Below are 15,376 nucleotides of genomic sequence, written 5' to 3'. Positions count from 1 at the left end.
TCGGCCAGTTACTTCCCAAGCTGCCGGAAAAGGCCTTCCGCCACTTCCAGCACATGCGCCACGGTAAAGCCCAGACGCTCAAAAACGATCTTGGCAGGGGCGGAAGCGCCAAAACGCTCCATACCGACCACCGCGCCGTCCAGGCCCACATACTTGCGCCAGTAATCCGCAGCGGCGGCTTCAATGGCAATGCGGGCGCGCACGCCGCGGGGCAGCACGCTTTCCTTGTAGGCCGCGTCCTGCGCGTCAAAAATCTCTGCGCAGGGCATGGAGACCACGCGGGCCTTGCGGCCGTCGGCGGTCAACTGGTCAGCGGCTTCAAGGGCAAGCGACACTTCTGAGCCTGTGGCGATAAGGATGATCTCGGGTGTGCCTTCGCAGTCACGCAGCACATAGCCGCCGCGCGCGATGGCTTCCACCTGGGCGGCATCGCGCTGGCAGAAAGGCAGATTCTGGCGCGAGAGCGAAAGCCCGGTGGGCGTATGGACGCTTTCAAGGGCGCTACGCCAGGCCACGGCTGTTTCCACCGTGTCGCAGGGACGCCACAGATTGAAATTGGGCATAAGGCGCAGCATGCCGAGCTGTTCCACAGGCTGATGCGTGGGGCCGTCTTCGCCCACGCCGATGGAGTCGTGCGTCAGCACCCACACGGCGCGGATGCCCATGATGGCAGCCAGCCGCAGGGCGTTCTTGGCCTGATCGGCAAAGGACATGAACGTGCCCGCGTAGGGGATGAACCCACCGTGCAGGGCAAAACCGTTCATGATGGCGCTCATGCCGAATTCGCGCACGCCGTAGGAAACATAGTTGCCCTTGTGGGTCTGCACGTCCATGTGCTCGGAAGAGCTGGTCAGCGTGCCCACGGAGCCGGTGAGGTCGGCGGAGCCGCCCACAAGTTCGGGCAGGCGGGGCACAAGGCATTCAAGGGTTTTCTTGGAGGCCACGCGCGTTGCCGTGGTTTCGGCCTTGCTCACGGCTTCTTCAATCATGCCGCGCGCAATGGAGGCCCAGTCTTCGGGCAGTTCACCACGCATACGGCGGGTAAATTCTGCGGCAAGTTCGGGATTGGCCTTGGCATAGGCGGCATAGGTATGCTCCCAGGCGGCCTCGGCAGCCTTGCCCTTTTCACGCGCGTCCCATGCGGAATACAGTTCCTGCGGCACGGTAAAGGGCTCTTCGGTCCAGCCCAGAGCCGCGCGGGTGGCTGCAATGCCATCGTCGCCAAGGGGCGAGCCGTGGCAGGATGCGGAATCGGCCTTGGGCGAACCAAAGCCAATGTGGGTGCGGCAGATGATCAGGCTGGGGCGGCTGTGGTCAGCCTTGGCCTCGGCAATGGCAGCGTCCAGAGCGGCGGCGTCATGCCCGTTGATGGGGCCGATAACCTGCCAGTGGTAGGCGCGGAAACGGCCCGCCACGTCTTCGTTGAACCAGCCGTCAATCTTGCCGTCAATGGAAATACCGTTGGAGTCGTAAAGGGCTATGAGCTTGCCCAGGCCCCAGGTGCCAGCCAGGGAGCAGGCCTCGTGCGAAACGCCTTCCATGAGGCAGCCGTCGCCGGTGAACACATAGGTGTGGTGATCCACAACGTTATGCTCGGGCGTGTTGTAACGGGCGGCCAGCATGCTCTCGGCCAGCGCCATGCCCACGGCGGAAGAAATACCCTGCCCCAGCGGGCCGGTGGTCATTTCAATGCCCAGATCAGGCTCGTATTCGGGGTGCCCTGCGGTTTTGGCTCCCCACTGGCGGAAGTTGCGCAGCTCCTCCATGGGCAGGTCATAGCCCGTGAGGTGCAGCAAGGCATAGAGCAGCATGGAGGCATGGCCGTTGGAAAGCACAAAGCGGTCGCGGTCAAACCAGCGGGGGTTGCTCGGATTGTGCTTGAAACCATGACGCCACAGGGCTTCGGCCATGTCGGCCATGCCCAGAGGTGCGCCGGGGTGACCGGAGCGGGCTTTTTCAATGGCGTCCATGGCAAGGGCGCGGATGGCATTGGCGCACTGTCTGCGGGTGGGCATGACTCTTTCCTCTATTTTTGCGTGATATGGTTGGCGGCGCGGCGTCTCAGGGCATCTTCCGCATGGCGGGGCGTTCTGCCCGCAAGCGGAGCCATAAAGGCGGCAAGCCGTTTGTCGTAAGGTTTGTGGCCAAAAAAGGCCGAGCCGGACACAAGCACTTCCGCCCCGGCGTCCACAAGCTCGGCCGTGTTTTCGGGGCATACGCCGCCGTCGATCTGGATGAGCGCCTCGGCCCCGCCGTTGGCGTCAAGCATCTGCCGGGCCGCGCGGATTTTGTCGAACGTGGCGGGGATGAATGCCTGGCCCGAAAAACCGGGGTTCACGCTCATGAGCAGCAGCATGTCCATATCCGCCGCCAGCCAGCGGGCCGCGTTCACATCCGTGCCGGGGTTGAGGGCAAGCCCCGCCTTGCAGCCCATGGCCCGGATGGCCGTGAGGGTGCGCTGCGGGTGTTTGTCGGCCTCGGCATGGATGACCAGCATGTCTGCCCCTGCCTTGTGGAAGTCGGCAATATAGCGGGCCGGATCATTCACCATGAGGTGCACGTCAAAAAAAAGCCCGCTGACAGACCGTAGAGCCTTTATCAGCGGGGGACCAAAGGTGATGTTGGGCACAAAAGCCCCGTCCATCACGTCCAGATGCAGCCAGGTGACTCCGGCAGCCTCAAGGGCGCCAAGCTCTTCGGCCAGACGGGCAAAATCGGCAGACAGCAATGAGGGCGATAAGATCATGATTATATCGGGGTGAGCGTGTTTGCGGGGGAGGGCCACCAACAGAAAGGGTCGCCTCCCCCGCGTCCCTTCCCTGAAATATTTAGTTGCGCCAGCAGGCCGCAGCCTATTTTTCGCTGAGCAGGCGGCGCAGCGAGATCAGCTCACGCTGGAGCATGCGCATAAAATCCGGGTCCGGCACCGCCGCCACGCGTTCGGGCAGGCTTTCGTCCACCACGGCGCTGCCCGCAAGTACGCGGCGCGCGCCTTCAATGGTCATGCCCTGCTCGTGCAGCAACTGCCGGATACGCCTCAAGAGGGCCACGTTTTCTTCCGTGTACAGGCGCTGCCCCTTACCGGTGCGCAGCGGCGCCAACTGGGGAAACTCAGTTTCCCAGAAGCGCAACACATGGGTTTTGAGGTCGAGCAGTTCTGCGACCTCACCTATGCGGTAGGTATTGTCGGGCGTGTGGTCCGACATGTCATACCCCTCCTGACACTCTCTGAAAATGTGCCGGAATTGCGCAGGCCCGAAAAAGCCGGGCCTGCGCGCACTGTGTTAAATTTTCACGCCCAGAGCGCTTACAAGCGACTGTGCCACCTTCTCCCGCTCCTTGTCCACTTCCGTATCCTTGAGAGTACGCTCCGCATGGCGGAACGTGAGCCGGAAGGTCAGGTTCCGCACGGGCTCCCCGCCCTGCTCCGTCTTGGGTTCAAAGCAGTCCACGAGGGCCACGTCGTCCAGCAGGGCCAGTTTGAGCCCCTGCACGTGAGCAGTGATGTCGGCCACCTTGAGGCTTGGCCCGGCGGTCACGGTAATGTCGCGCCGCACCGGCGGATACACCGGCAGGGGCGCAAAGCGCACAGTAGCGGCATCGTGCAGTTCACGCAGGATGTCGAGGTTCATTTCAGCCAGCCACACATCCTTGCGGGCGTGGTATTCGTCGGCCATGGCGGGCTTGACCCGGCCCATGAAGCCCACGGCGCGGCCATTCACAAAGACGTTCACGCAGGGCAGCAAGAAGGCATGCTCCTGAGCCAGTTCATAGCTGGGCGCTCCAAGATGCAGATAGTGCAGCAGGTTTTCCACCACGCCCTTGAGGTCGGCATAATCCATGTCGCCCTCAGCCTGGGGCCAGGCCGTATCGTAGCGCGCGCCATACAGCAGCACGCCCAGCATGCCCGTTTCGCGGGCGGTGGTTTCAGAAGCGGCGTCAGCTTCAAAAATATTGGCAAGTTCAAACAGTCGCAGGCCCTGAGCCCCCTGGGCGAGGTTGTTGCGCAGATCGTACATGAGGCCGGGGGCCAGGGCGGTGCGCAGGGCATCCTGCTCCGCCGAGAGCGGATTCATGATGGAAATGCGGCCCTCGCGCGGCATGCCAAGGTGATCCATATCCTTGTGGCCCACAAAGCTGTAGTTCACGGCTTCGTTGAGGCCGAGGCCAGCGCCCCAGTGCTTGAGGCGCGACCAGAATCCGTAGCGCGATTCCGGCTCGCCTGCGCGGTCGAGGTTGCGTGCTATGGGGGGCAGCACGGGGGCAATGGTATCCAGCCCGTGCACGCGGCCCACTTCTTCAATCAGATCGGCCTCGCGGGTGAGGTCGGGCCGCCAGGAGGGCTGGCTCACGCGCCACACGGGGCTGCTTTCGCCCTTGTCCACATTGCAGCCCATGCCGGTGAGCACCTTTTCGTCAAAATCCGCGCCAAGCTGCACGCCAAGCAGGGAATCGGCCCGCGCCGGGCGGAATTCAATGCTGGCCGCCTTGAAGGGACGGGGCTCGTTGATGGAAAGGCCGCGCTGCACGCGCCCGCCGCTGACGGCGGCCATCATGGCGCAGGCGCGGTCAAGCGCCCACACGGTGCGCTGCTGGTCGATGCCGCGCTCAAAGCGGTAGGACGCCTCGGACGAGAGGCCAAGGCGGCGCGATGTTTTGCGGATGGTGGCGGGCTTGAAGACCGCGCTTTCCAGAAACACATTGGTGCTGGCATCGGAGATTTCGCTGTTCAGGCCGCCCATAACGCCAGCAAGGGCCACGGCGCGCGCGCCGTCGCGGATGCAGAGGTCGGCTGCGGTAAGCGCGCGTTCCTGCCCGTCAAGGGTGGTGAAGGTGTCGCCTTCCTGCGCGCGGCGCACCACAATGCGGCCGCCTTCCAGCTTGTCCATGTCAAAAGAGTGCAGGGGCTGACCATATTCAAACAGAATGTAGTTGGTCACGTCCACGATATTGGAAATGGGGCGCACACCCACGGCATGCAGGCGGTGGCGCAGGCGCATGGGCGAAGGCCCGATCTTGACGCCTGTGATGACGCGGCCGGAATACAGCCAGCAGTGCTCGGGGTCGTCAATATCAATGGGCACCAGCACTTCCGCGCCGGAGTCCAGTTCCAGCGGCAGACCCGGGATGGAGAGCGGCAGGTTGCAGGCCAGCGCCGTTTCGCGCGCAAGGCCAAGAACCGAAAGGCAGTCGGCGCGGTTGGGCGTGATGGAGATATCCAGCACTTCGCGGTCAAGCTCAAGCTGCTCCACCAGAGGCTTGCCCACCACAAAGCTTTCGGGCAGCACCATGATGCCGGTATGGTCTTCGGTCAGGCCCAGTTCACGCTCGGAGCAGATCATGCCAAAAGAATGCGCGCCGCGCAGTTTGGCCTTTTTGATCATCATGCCGTCGGGCATCTTGGTACCCACCAGAGCCACAGGCACTTTCTGACCCGCAGCCACGTTGGGCGCGCCGCACACGATATCAAGCAGCTCGCCCTGCCCGGCGTCCACCTTGCAGACGTGCAAATGGTCGGATTCCGGATGGTTGTCGCACGAAACCACATGCCCCACCACAATGGAGCTTATGGCATCGTAGGGCCGCCTGATGTCTTCCAGCTCAAGGCCGAGCATGGTCAGGCGGTCGCCCAGCGCCTCAGCCGTTCCTTCATACGGAGTAAATTCACGCAGCCATGAAAGTGAGAGCAGCATAGTTCGTCCTGTTTCCGCGCCTTGGCGTGGTTATTTGAAACTCCAGGCAGGAGTCTGATTTTGCGGATCGGGCAGTGGGCGCTCGTAGCGCTCGCTCTGGCCCGCGCCCACGCCGTAGGCCCCGGGTCTGGGGCGTTTGGGAGCGGGTTTTTCTTCCGGCTGGCGGTCGTCAATGGTGTTGCCGTAAGCGTCCGTATACCCCATGCCGCCCTCTGCCGTGCGCCCTGCGTTCTTGCTGGGCAAGGATTCAATGCGCTTGGGTTCGCCCGGCGCATCCATGCCCGAATGGCGCGGGGTGTAGGCTGAGGCGGCCTGAGCTTCATCCGCCGCCAGCCAGCTCGGGCTACTGGGCAACAGGGAGGCCGCCGCCAAGAGGCCCAGCAATACAAGCCACATGGGCAGGGCCGTGAAGCGGCCTGCGCGCATGCGGGCATTGCTGCAATCTATGGGGCTCATGACGCTGGGCATAGTGTCCTACCGGGCAAACTGGCCAAGGAAGCGCACGTCGTTTTCAAAAAACATCCGCAGATCGCCGATGCCGTACTTGAGCATGGTCACGCGTTCCACGCCCATGCCAAAGGCAAAGCCGCTGACGTCCGCAGGATAGCCCACGGCTTCAAACACGGCAGGATCGACCATGCCGCAACCAAGAATTTCAACCCAGCCCGTGGTTTTGCACACGCGGCAGGGCGCATCGCCAATGTGGCCCTTGCCGCCGCACATGCAGCAGGAGATGTCCACTTCTGCCGAAGGCTCGGTAAAGGGGAAGAAGCTGGGGCGGAAGCGAACCTGGGTTTCCGCGCCAAAGACAGCGCGCACAAAGGCTGTGAGCGTGCCGCGCAGATGGGCCATGCTGATGCCCTCGCCCACCATGAGACCTTCGATCTGATGGAACATGGGGGTGTGGGTGAGGTCGCTGTCGCGCCGGTACACCTTGCCGGGGGCAATGACGGCCAGAGGAGGCTTGCGCGCCAGCATGGTGCGGGCCTGCACGGGCGAGGTGTGCGTGCGCATGAGCACCTTTTCGGTGACATACAGGGTATCCTGCATGTCGCGGGCGGGGTGTTCGGGCGGCATGTTCAGGGCTTCAAAATTGTAGTAGTCGATTTCCACTTCCGGGCCGGAAGCCACGTCAAAGCCCAGACCCTGAAAAATCTGGCAGATTTCTTCCGTCACCAGGGTGGTAGGATGCAGGCTGCCGCGCCAGGGCGCGCGACCGGGAACGGAAGGATCGAAACGGCGCAGGGCTTCGGCCTCGCGCCCGGCCTCAAGAGCGGCCTTGCGGGCTTCAAACAGGGCGTTGCAACGCTCTTTGACGCTGTTGGCGGTCTGGCCCACGGCGGGGCGCTCTGCCGGGGCCAGCGAGGGCAACTGGGCCATGATCTGGGCTATGCGGCCCTTGCGGCCCAGAACATCCACGCGCAAAGCCTCAAGGGCATCCAACGAAGAAGCCTGGCCCAGACCTTTTTCAAGTTCGGGAACCAGGCTTTCCAGTGCAGAAATCAGATCCATAGCGGATATCCCAATGCCGCGCGGCGCGGCTTTTTGTTAAGGGAGACGCAGAAAAACGGAAATGACGGCACCCGCTTGCGGCTTGACCTGACGGCCCTGCCCTGCGGAACATCCTGCCATTTCTGCGATCTGCGCATCCTCACGGCATGAATTCGCCCTGCCCGCCGGGCAATCCCCGGCGATACAAAAAAATCAAGGCGCGGACGGCGCTTGTGCACCGCCCGCGCCTTATACCATGCAAGGCCCCGCTCCCGCAAGCCGCGCTGCGCCCTATAAGGCACAGGCGTCGCTGCCAGGAGGTCTCCCTCCGGCGCGGGGAGCACCGCTCTTAATTCAGAGCGGCCTTGGCCAGATCGACGATCTTGGCGAAGTCGTCCTTGTGATACACGGCAAGGTCAGCCAGAACCTTGCGGTTCAGTTCAATGCCAGCCTGCTTGAGGCCGTGCATGAAGCGGCTGTAGGAAAGACCGCTCAGACGCGCGCCGGCGTTGATGCGGAGAATCCACAGAGTGCGGAAATCGCGTTTCCTCTGCTTGCGGCCCACATAGGAATACTGCATCGAGCGCTCCACAGCCTCGCGCGCAGTGCGGTACAGACGGCTGCGACCACCACGAAAACCCTTGGCTGCGGTCAAATATTTCTTATGACGACGATGACTTGCAAGACCTCTCTTCACACGCATATGCGTTGCCTCCTTCTCCCAACTAGGCGGAGGAATGCCCGTTGGGGAGCGTAAAAAAACTTCATGCTCTCAAATGAGAGACGCGGATTGAACGTCAGTCGCGGCTCCGCATGCGCCACCGATGCCGTAGCATCGCGCTGAATTACCTTTTCCCGTCAGAATCTGCCTTTTGCACTGCAGCTAACGCTGCAATTTGCGCAGAATTTTTACTTGCGGACAAGAAAGCCAAGCGGCGCGCCGAAGCGGAGCATAGCTGTCTATGTGACCGAGGCGCGCCCGCGTAGGCTGCCGCAGTCAGCAAGCAAAAAGACAAGCAAATTAGCCGTTGGGCAGCATCCGGCGCACAGCCTTCTCATTGGTCTGATCCACCAGGGTGGACTGACCCAGGCGCATTTTGCGGCTGGCGGCCTTCTTGGTCAGAATGTGGCGCAGGTTCTGGCGGCGACGCTTGAACTTGCCGCTGCCGGTCTGCGAAAAACGCTTGGCGGCGGAACGCCGGGTTTTGATCTTGGGCATGGCGTACTCCTTAAAAACGTATACACTCGGACGCCGTTTTACGGGCGCACCGAGGGAAGGGCATAATGCCCCAAAGCACCGAACCACGCAAGGGGAAATTCACATCCCCCGCACAGACGGCCTACGACTGCTTTTTGGGCACCAGCATCATCTGCAAGGTGCGGCCTTCGGCGCGGGCTTCCTGATCCACCTTGGCGATATCGGCAAGGTCTTGCACAACCCGTTCAAGAATGGCCATGCCGCGATCTTTATGCACAATTTCGCGGCCCCTGAAAAACACCGTAATCTTACAGCGGTCACCCTCTTCAAGAAAACGGCGAATGTGGCGGACCTTGGTTTCGTAATCATGGTCGTCGGTTTTGGGACGAACCTTGATTTCCTTAATCTGCACCACGGCCTGCCGCTTTTTGGCTTCCTGCTTCTTTTTCTGCTGTTCGTACTTGAACTTGCCGTAGTCCATTATGCGACAAACGGGCGGTTCAGAAGTGGAAGCCACTTCCACAAGATCCATGCCGGCTTCTTTGGCCCGGTCAATAGCATCGTTGCGTTGCAGAATTCCAAGCTGCTCGCCATCGGCGGCGATCACGCGCACTTCACGGGCGCGGATCATCTCGTTGCGACGCACGCCGTCCTGCGGCATGTCGCGACGGAATCTCATATTAGGCGAAGCTATAGCGCATCCCTCCTTGTTTGAAAGGCTCTTCGGCGTCCGTCCGGATCAGCGCGGCGATTTCCGCTACGGATTTGAGCCCCATATTGTCCCCATTGCGCAGGCGCACATTGGCGCCGCCCGCCTGCACTTCTTTTTCCCCCACCACCAGAATATACGGAACCTTGGCCAGCTGCGCCTCGCGCACCTTGAAACCCAGTTTCTCGTTACGGGTATCGGCGGTGGCGCGAATGCCCATCGCCTTGAGTTCTTCGCACATCTTGAGGGTGGCTTCGTCGCCCGCTTCCGTCACGGTAAGCAGACGGGCCTGCTCGGGCGCAAGCCATGTGGGCAGCGCACCGGCAAAGTTCTCAACGAGAATGCCGATGAACCGCTCAAGCGACCCCATGATAGCCCGGTGCACCATGACCGGGCGGTGCTTTTCGCCGTCCTGACCCACATAGGTGAGGTCAAAACGTTCCGGCAGGGTAAAATCAACCTGTATCGTTGAGCATTGCCATTCACGGCCAATGCAGTCAAGCAGTCGCACGTCAATTTTGGGGCCGTAAAACGCGCCGTCTCCCTCATTGATCTCGTAGGGCAGTCCGGCCTTTTCCACAGCCTTGGTGAGCGCGTTGGTGGCAAGCTCCCACGCTTCGTCCGTGCCGATGCTGCTCTCGGGCCGGGTGGAAACGGCAACCTTGTACTGGAAGCCGAAGAGATTCATGAGGTCGCGGATAAGATGGATGACCTCAAGAATTTCACCCTCAAGCTGCTCGGGCGCGCACAGAATATGCGCATCGTCCTGCGTGAACTGGCGCACGCGCAACAGCCCGTGCAGCACGCCGCTCTTTTCGTGGCGGTGCACCACGCCCAGTTCAAAATAACGCTGGGGCAGATCGCGGTAGCTGTGCAGCTCGTTGCCGTAAATGAGCATGTGCGAGATGCAGTTCATGGGCTTGACGCCGTAGGTGTCTTCCTCGATCTGCGTAAAATACATATTTTCGCGGTAGTGGTCGTAGTGGCCGGATTTCTGCCACGTTTCCACGCGCAGCAACTGCGGCCCCTGCACGATTTCGTACCCGCGCTTGAGATGCTCGCGCCGCCAGAAGTCTTCAAGAATGGTACGCACCATCATGCCTCTGGGCAACCAGAAGACCATGCCGGGAGCCACATCTTCCTTGAAGGTAAAGAGGCTCAACTCGCGGCCAAGCTTGCGGTGGTCGCGTCGCTTGGCTTCTTCAAGCTGCTTCAGGTAGGCGTCCAGAGCCTTCTGGTCGGCAAAGGCCGTGCCGTAAATGCGCGAAAGCATACGGTTTTTTTCATCACCGCGCCAATAGGCCCCGGCCACGCTCATGAGCTTTGCCGCCTTGGCAAAACCCGTGTGCGGCACGTGGGGGCCACGGCACAGATCCGTAAAATCACCGCAGGTATAGAGCGACACCGTGTCGGCATCAATGCTCTCAATCAGCTCAACCTTGTAGACTTCGCCCATATTGCGGAATACTTCAACAGCTTCCGCCTTGGGCAGCACCTTGCAGGTGAAAGGCTCGCGCGCATCGGCAATACGCTGCATTTCCGCTTCGATAGCGGGAAAATCTTCACTGGAGAAGGGCTTTTCTACGTCAAAGTCGTAGTAAAAGCCAGTGTCGATGGAAGGGCCAATAGTGACCTTGGCAGTGGGGAAGAGACGCTTGACCGCCGCCGCCATGACGTGGGCGGTAGAATGGCGGATCATCTGCAGCCCCTCGGGCGAGTCGGCGTACACGGGCGCAAGCTCGGCGCAGCCGGCAGGCAGGGGTGCGGAAAGATCCAGCAGAGCGCCGTTATCGGCGCGCGCGGCCACAGCCGCCTTGAACTTTTTGCCGCTCAAGGCTTTTTGCAGGACAGAAGCAACGGAGTCACCGGCTTCCACCATCTGCCCTTCCACACGGACTTCCATGAAAAGCTCCTTACAAAAATACCCGGAGGCACATAAAACAAAGTGGGGAGGTAAACCTCCCCACTGCGCCGAATCCGGTCTTCGGGTCGCATCAAGCGACCTGTGCTATGGGCGGGGCCAAGGCCTTCCGCCGTTTAGGGGAACTATCCCCGAAGAGTCATTTGGTAGGAACGAACAGACTTGAACTGTTGACCCCTTCCGTGTCAAGGAAGTGCTCTAGCCACCTGAGCTACGCTCCTACATGAGGCAAGCGGTTATATAGCTACTCCCCATGCCGCCGTCAACACTTTTTTGACACATTGCCGCAATTTATCTCTGAAACCCTGATAGATGCGCCATGTACCTGCGTGTGTGAGCCGGAAAAACCATTACAACCACGTGTGCCAAATATCATTACAAAAAACGCAGGACGCTGCAAGCATCTTAAATAGCGCCTGCCTCGCGCTGCGCCGCAAGCCATTCGCCGAATGTTTCCTGCGCGCGGGCGGAATACAGGGCTTTGCGGTCTTTTTTACGCGCCCTTTCGCCCAGTTCCGGCACAAGGCCGAAGTGCGCGTTGGAGGGCTGAAAATGCTTTACCGGCGTGCGCAGATGGTTGAGCAGCCCGCCCAGGGCGCTTTCCACCGGCGGATGCGGCAGTTCAAGGCCACGTGCGCGGGCATTGAGCAGCAGGGCCAGCCACAGGCCGCTGGCGGCCGATTCCACATAGCCCTCCACCCCTGTGATCTGCCCCGCCAGATACACGCCGGGCCGCGCCCGCAACGACAAATCCGGGGCCAGCACGTCTGGCGCGTTCACATAGGTATTGCGGTGCATGCTGCCAAAGCGCGCAAACTCCGCATTTTCCATGCCCGGCACCAGCCGGAACACACGCGCCTGCTCGCCCTGGGTCAGCTTGGTCTGGCAGCCCACAAGGTTGCAGGTTTCACTGTTGGCCTTTTCTGCCCGCAGCTGCAGAATGGCCCAGGGCCTGCGCCCTGTGCGCGGGTCCACAAACCCAACGGGTTTGAGGGGGCCAAAGGTCAGTGTGCGGGGGCCGCGCTCGGCAAGCGCCTCCACGGGCATGCAGCCTTCAAAATGCTTTTCCTGCTCAAACTCGTGGGCGGAGACCTTTTGCGCTTCCAGCAGGGCCGCATAAAAAACATCATATTCGTCGCGGCTCATGGGGCAGTTGAGATAGTCCCCCTCGCCGTCGGCTTCGCCGTTTTCCTGCCCATAGCGGGAGGCGCGGAACACCACGTCCATATTAAGGGAGTGCGTCCATACAATGGGCGCGATGGCGTCATAAAAATAGCAGTGCTTTGCACCCACGGCTTCTGCCAGCGAGGCGGAAAGCCCCTCGGAGGCCATGGGCCCGGCAGCCAGCACCACAGCCCTGCCCTCGCCCGTAAAGGGCGCGAGCACCGGGTCGTCCAACGATGCCACCTGGTGTTCCACAAGCGTGATATTGGCCTGCGCCGCCACGCGTTCGGTCATGGCACGGGCAAAAGCTTCGCGGTCAACGGCCAGAGCCTTGCCAGCGGGCACGCGGTGGGCATCGGCCAGTTCCATAAAATCACTGCCAAGGGCGCGCATTTCAGCCTTGAGCAGGCCCACGCCGGATGTGAGTTCATCTGACCGCAGAGAGTTGGAGCATACAAGCTCGGCCAGATGTTCGCTGATATGGGCAGCCGACCTGTGCCCCGGCTTTTGTTCAAACAGGGTTACGGAGTGACCGGCGCGGGCCAGATGCAGGGCGCATTCGCACCCGGCAAGGCCGCCGCCCACCACGGCTATGGACATAGTCTGCATATAGTCTCCTTGCCGCGCAGCTTGAAAGAAATCCCGCCTGATGGCAAGCCCGCCCGCTTCTTGCTCAACAAAAAGCGCCCCGACACGTCAGGGCGCTGAAGGCAAACAAATGCATTCCTGCGAGCATAGCCGCAACAGCCGGAATAATCCGGCCAGCCGCCGCCAGATTCAGTGGGGCTCAGTCAGCCTCAGTTCAAGGCCGCAAGAATTTTGTAAACCGCTTTTTCGGAAAGAAAATACCGTTCCGCCAGTTGCGCAACAGACCAGCCCGCCTTGCGCCGCGCAACTATCTCGCTGTTTCTGGCAACACGGAACGCACGGTTGGGGGCAGCTTCTCCCCAGTGTTTTCTGTTTTCTTCCTTGCGGGGAATGTACAGGTATTCCCCGTCAACATATTCCTGTATGGCCCGCAACAAATGTTGCGGCAGAACTTTAGTCGCTTTTTTATAGCCCATAATGCTTCCTCCCGATGAGATGTCAGGACGGAGCAAGGGCTATTGCCTAAACAATCAAGCTGTTATGCAATAGCCCCTGCTATGCATAACGGGCAGAATCCTGGTAAGTGTACATCCAATAATCCTGTTGAGTGTTAATAATAGAATTTCTGTATACACAGCAAAATGCCAAGTCAACAGGGTTGCGCCCCAATCCGGCTCTTGCCCCCAACGAAAAGCTACGCTAGTAACAACCGATGCACGACGACCACGCACAGCAGCACGCCGCCGAAAAGGCAAACGACCTCCACGAGGGCATGGCCCCCGTGGACATTGCGTTTGTGCGCCCCGGCGCGCGTGAACTCTATGCCCAGGGGCAGGACGATTTTCTTGCTCCCGCCACCAGCCAGTCGGCAGGCATGGATCTGCGGGCCTGCCTTGATACGCCCGAAGCGGTTATTCCCGCCGGGGGCAGGCTCAAGGTAAGCACGGGCATCAGTGTGCAGCCCCGCGCGGCTGGCATTGCCGGTTTTGTTTACTCGCGCAGCGGCCTTGGCGCGCGCGACGGCATCACCGTCGCCCAGGGCGTCGGCATCATCGACCCGGACTATACCGGGGAAATTCTGGTGTTCCTTCTGAACACCTCCGGCCAGGAGCGCCGCATCCAGAACGGCGAGCGCGTGGCCCAGCTCATCTTTCAGCCCTTTGTGCGACCGCGATGGCGTGAAGTAACGGAACTGTCTGCCACAGAGCGCGGTTCCGGCGGTTTCGGTCACACCGGGCGCTGATACTCTGCGCTGGCAACCGCCAGCGACTTTCATCCATTCCACCATTCATACGTTCACCGAGAAGGAGTTTGTCCATGTCACAAGCCTTTGCCGCCGTGAAAGCCGGGGAAGAGAGCCTGCTCTGCCGTTCCTACAGCCGTTACCCGCTGGCTATCGTGCGAGGCAAGGGCGCGCGACTCTGGGACGTGGACGGCAAGGAATATGTCGATCTGCTGGCGGGCATTGCCGTAACTGCCCTTGGGCACTGCAATGATGAAATCTGCGCCGCCCTTGAGGCCCAGTCGCACAAGCTCTGGCACGTGAGCAACCTGTTTTATCAGGAAGAACAGCTTGAACTGGCCCGGCTGCTGCTCTCAACGAGCCACCACAGCAAGGCCTTTTTCTGCAACTCCGGTGCAGAAGCCAACGAGGCCTGCATAAAGCTGGCGCGCCGCTACATGCGCAGCGTGAAAAAGCGTGATGCCTACGAAATCATCACCCTCGAGGGCTGCTTTCATGGCCGCACGCTCGGATCGCTGGCAGCAACGGGCCGCGAAAGCCTGAGCAATGGTTTTACCCCCCTGCCCGAGGGCTTCAAGCAGGTTCCGGCCAACGACCTCGCAGCGATGGAAGCCGCCATCACCCCCGCCACCGCCGCAGTGCTGGTTGAAGTGGTGCAAGGCGAAGGCGGCATTGTGCCCCTGCCCGCAGACTACCTGCACGGTGTTGAGGCCTTGTGCCGCAAACACGACATCCTCTTTATGTGCGATGAAGTGCAGGCGGGCCTGTGCCGTACCGGCAAGTTCTGGGCCTTCCAGACCTGCGGCCTCACGCCCGACATCATCAGCATGGCCAAATCCCTCGCCAACGGCCTGCCCATGGGCGCCATGCTGGCTACGGACGAAGTTGCGCAGGGCTTTGAGGCGGGCAGCCACGCCACCACCTTTGGCGGCGGCGCGCTTGTTTCCGCTGTGGCGGCCAAGACGGTTGAAATCATGCTGCGCGACAAGCTGGCAGACCGCGCCAGCACGTTGGGCGAGCACATGAAGGCCCAGCTGGCCGCGCTCCAAAAGCGCGTTCCCGGCAAGATCCGCGAAGTGCGTGGCATTGGCCTCATGCTGGGCATTGAGCTGACCGTCTCCGGCAAGGATGTGTGGGAAGAACTGCTGCGCCGGGGCTTCATATGCAACCTGAGCCACGGCATCACCCTGCGCCTCCTGCCGCCCCTGAACATTGAGCAGGCGGATCTGGATAGCTTTGTGACCACGCTCGAAGACATTTTGAAGGCTTTTTAAAAAATCGACCTGTCCGGGTCTTTACAGAAGCACGATTGTACACTACATAGGGCTTCCTGAAAATATTCTGCAAAAATTACGGCAACCCCGCTCTG

At 61.0% G+C, this 15,376-nt stretch carries 14 protein-coding genes and 1 tRNA gene; 2 read left to right on the top strand and 13 right to left on the bottom strand.

The window, feature by feature from the left end; genetic code table 11:
* Positions 1-8: 8 nt before the first annotated feature.
* From tkt to ACUZ9Q_RS02000, 13 genes are all read right to left on the bottom strand, one after another.
* Entirely contained in the window at positions 9-2,015 is a 2,007-nt protein-coding gene (tkt, locus tag ACUZ9Q_RS02060) for a transketolase (protein WP_449247228.1), read from the bottom strand.
* Positions 2,016-2,026: 11 nt separating this feature from the next.
* Positions 2,027-2,746, bottom strand: coding sequence for a ribulose-phosphate 3-epimerase (gene rpe, locus ACUZ9Q_RS02055; protein ID WP_192112324.1), 720 nt, complete (start codon positions 2,744-2,746; stop codon positions 2,027-2,029).
* Between the two features lie 106 nt (positions 2,747-2,852).
* A complete protein-coding gene (locus ACUZ9Q_RS02050; protein ID WP_192112323.1) occupies positions 2,853-3,206 on the bottom strand; it encodes a MerR family transcriptional regulator in 354 nt (117 codons plus the stop codon).
* A 78-nt stretch (positions 3,207-3,284) separates the two neighbouring features.
* Positions 3,285-5,693, bottom strand: coding sequence for a phenylalanine--tRNA ligase subunit beta (gene pheT / locus ACUZ9Q_RS02045; protein WP_323390316.1), 2,409 nt, complete (start codon positions 5,691-5,693; stop codon positions 3,285-3,287).
* Between the two features lie 30 nt (positions 5,694-5,723).
* Positions 5,724-6,149: a translation initiation factor IF-2 gene (locus ACUZ9Q_RS02040; RefSeq protein ID WP_256267750.1), complete on the bottom strand. Its 426-nt coding sequence runs from the start codon at positions 6,147-6,149 to the stop codon at positions 5,724-5,726.
* Between the two features lie 18 nt (positions 6,150-6,167).
* Entirely contained in the window at positions 6,168-7,205 is a 1,038-nt protein-coding gene (gene pheS, locus ACUZ9Q_RS02035; protein WP_192112320.1) for a phenylalanine--tRNA ligase subunit alpha, read from the bottom strand.
* Between the two features lie 328 nt (positions 7,206-7,533).
* The gene (gene rplT / locus ACUZ9Q_RS02030; protein ID WP_192112319.1) at positions 7,534-7,887 is read right to left on the bottom strand and encodes a 50S ribosomal protein L20; all 354 of its coding nucleotides are present in this window, start codon (positions 7,885-7,887) and stop codon (positions 7,534-7,536) included.
* 318 nt (positions 7,888-8,205) lie between these two features.
* A complete protein-coding gene (rpmI, locus tag ACUZ9Q_RS02025) occupies positions 8,206-8,403 on the bottom strand; it encodes a 50S ribosomal protein L35 (protein ID WP_022657789.1) in 198 nt (65 codons plus the stop codon).
* 121 nt (positions 8,404-8,524) lie between these two features.
* A complete protein-coding gene (infC, locus tag ACUZ9Q_RS02020) occupies positions 8,525-9,061 on the bottom strand; it encodes a translation initiation factor IF-3 (protein ID WP_022657788.1) in 537 nt (178 codons plus the stop codon).
* A gap of 1 nt (position 9,062) precedes the next feature.
* The gene (gene thrS / locus ACUZ9Q_RS02015) at positions 9,063-10,994 is read right to left on the bottom strand and encodes a threonine--tRNA ligase (protein ID WP_192112318.1); all 1,932 of its coding nucleotides are present in this window, start codon (positions 10,992-10,994) and stop codon (positions 9,063-9,065) included.
* Between the two features lie 162 nt (positions 10,995-11,156).
* Positions 11,157-11,233 (bottom strand) — tRNA-Val (locus ACUZ9Q_RS02010).
* Positions 11,234-11,417: 184 nt separating this feature from the next.
* On the bottom strand, positions 11,418-12,785 hold the full coding sequence (gene trmFO / locus ACUZ9Q_RS02005) for a methylenetetrahydrofolate--tRNA-(uracil(54)-C(5))-methyltransferase (FADH(2)-oxidizing) TrmFO (RefSeq protein WP_192112317.1): 1,368 nt from the start codon (positions 12,783-12,785) through the stop codon (positions 11,418-11,420).
* A gap of 188 nt (positions 12,786-12,973) precedes the next feature.
* Positions 12,974-13,240, bottom strand: a complete 267-nt coding sequence (locus ACUZ9Q_RS02000) for a CD3324 family protein (RefSeq protein WP_192112316.1) — start codon at positions 13,238-13,240, stop codon at positions 12,974-12,976.
* A 296-nt stretch (positions 13,241-13,536) separates the two neighbouring features.
* Between ACUZ9Q_RS02000 and dut the strand changes: the two genes are divergently transcribed.
* Positions 13,537-14,007 carry a dUTP diphosphatase gene (gene dut / locus ACUZ9Q_RS01995; RefSeq protein ID WP_227118316.1) on the top strand — a complete coding sequence of 157 codons (471 nt, stop codon included), beginning with the start codon at positions 13,537-13,539 and terminating at the stop codon, positions 14,005-14,007.
* Between the two features lie 74 nt (positions 14,008-14,081).
* Complete coding sequence (locus tag ACUZ9Q_RS01990; protein ID WP_215647969.1) at positions 14,082-15,281, top strand: aspartate aminotransferase family protein; 1,200 nt, start codon at positions 14,082-14,084, stop codon at positions 15,279-15,281.
* Positions 15,282-15,376 lie beyond the last annotated feature (95 nt).

This window comes from Desulfovibrio desulfopostgatei (assembly GCF_053570645.1).
This window is presented reverse-complemented; position numbering and strand designations above follow the sequence as displayed.

What these genes read in the sequence shown, in the direction of transcription:
- ACUZ9Q_RS01990 (WP_215647969.1), top strand. Translation starts at nt 14,082, where the DNA reads ATGTCACAAGCCTTTGCCGCCGTGAAAGCCGGGGAAGAGAGCCTGCTC.
- rplT (WP_192112319.1), bottom strand. Translation starts at nt 7,887, where the DNA reads ATGCGTGTGAAGAGAGGTCTTGCAAGTCATCGTCGTCATAAGAAATAT.
- ACUZ9Q_RS02040 (WP_256267750.1), bottom strand. Translation starts at nt 6,149, where the DNA reads ATGAGCCCCATAGATTGCAGCAATGCCCGCATGCGCGCAGGCCGCTTC.
- rpe (WP_192112324.1), bottom strand. Translation starts at nt 2,746, where the DNA reads ATGATCTTATCGCCCTCATTGCTGTCTGCCGATTTTGCCCGTCTGGCC.
- pheS (WP_192112320.1), bottom strand. Translation starts at nt 7,205, where the DNA reads ATGGATCTGATTTCTGCACTGGAAAGCCTGGTTCCCGAACTTGAAAAA.
- ACUZ9Q_RS02050 (WP_192112323.1), bottom strand. Translation starts at nt 3,206, where the DNA reads ATGTCGGACCACACGCCCGACAATACCTACCGCATAGGTGAGGTCGCA.
- tkt (WP_449247228.1), bottom strand. Translation starts at nt 2,015, where the DNA reads ATGCCCACCCGCAGACAGTGCGCCAATGCCATCCGCGCCCTTGCCATG.
- pheT (WP_323390316.1), bottom strand. Translation starts at nt 5,693, where the DNA reads ATGCTGCTCTCACTTTCATGGCTGCGTGAATTTACTCCGTATGAAGGA.
- rpmI (WP_022657789.1), bottom strand. Translation starts at nt 8,403, where the DNA reads ATGCCCAAGATCAAAACCCGGCGTTCCGCCGCCAAGCGTTTTTCGCAG.
- dut (WP_227118316.1), top strand. Translation starts at nt 13,537, where the DNA reads ATGGCCCCCGTGGACATTGCGTTTGTGCGCCCCGGCGCGCGTGAACTC.
- infC (WP_022657788.1), bottom strand. Translation starts at nt 9,061, where the DNA reads ATGAGATTCCGTCGCGACATGCCGCAGGACGGCGTGCGTCGCAACGAG.
- thrS (WP_192112318.1), bottom strand. Translation starts at nt 10,994, where the DNA reads ATGGAAGTCCGTGTGGAAGGGCAGATGGTGGAAGCCGGTGACTCCGTT.
- trmFO (WP_192112317.1), bottom strand. Translation starts at nt 12,785, where the DNA reads ATGCAGACTATGTCCATAGCCGTGGTGGGCGGCGGCCTTGCCGGGTGC.
- ACUZ9Q_RS02000 (WP_192112316.1), bottom strand. Translation starts at nt 13,240, where the DNA reads ATGGGCTATAAAAAAGCGACTAAAGTTCTGCCGCAACATTTGTTGCGG.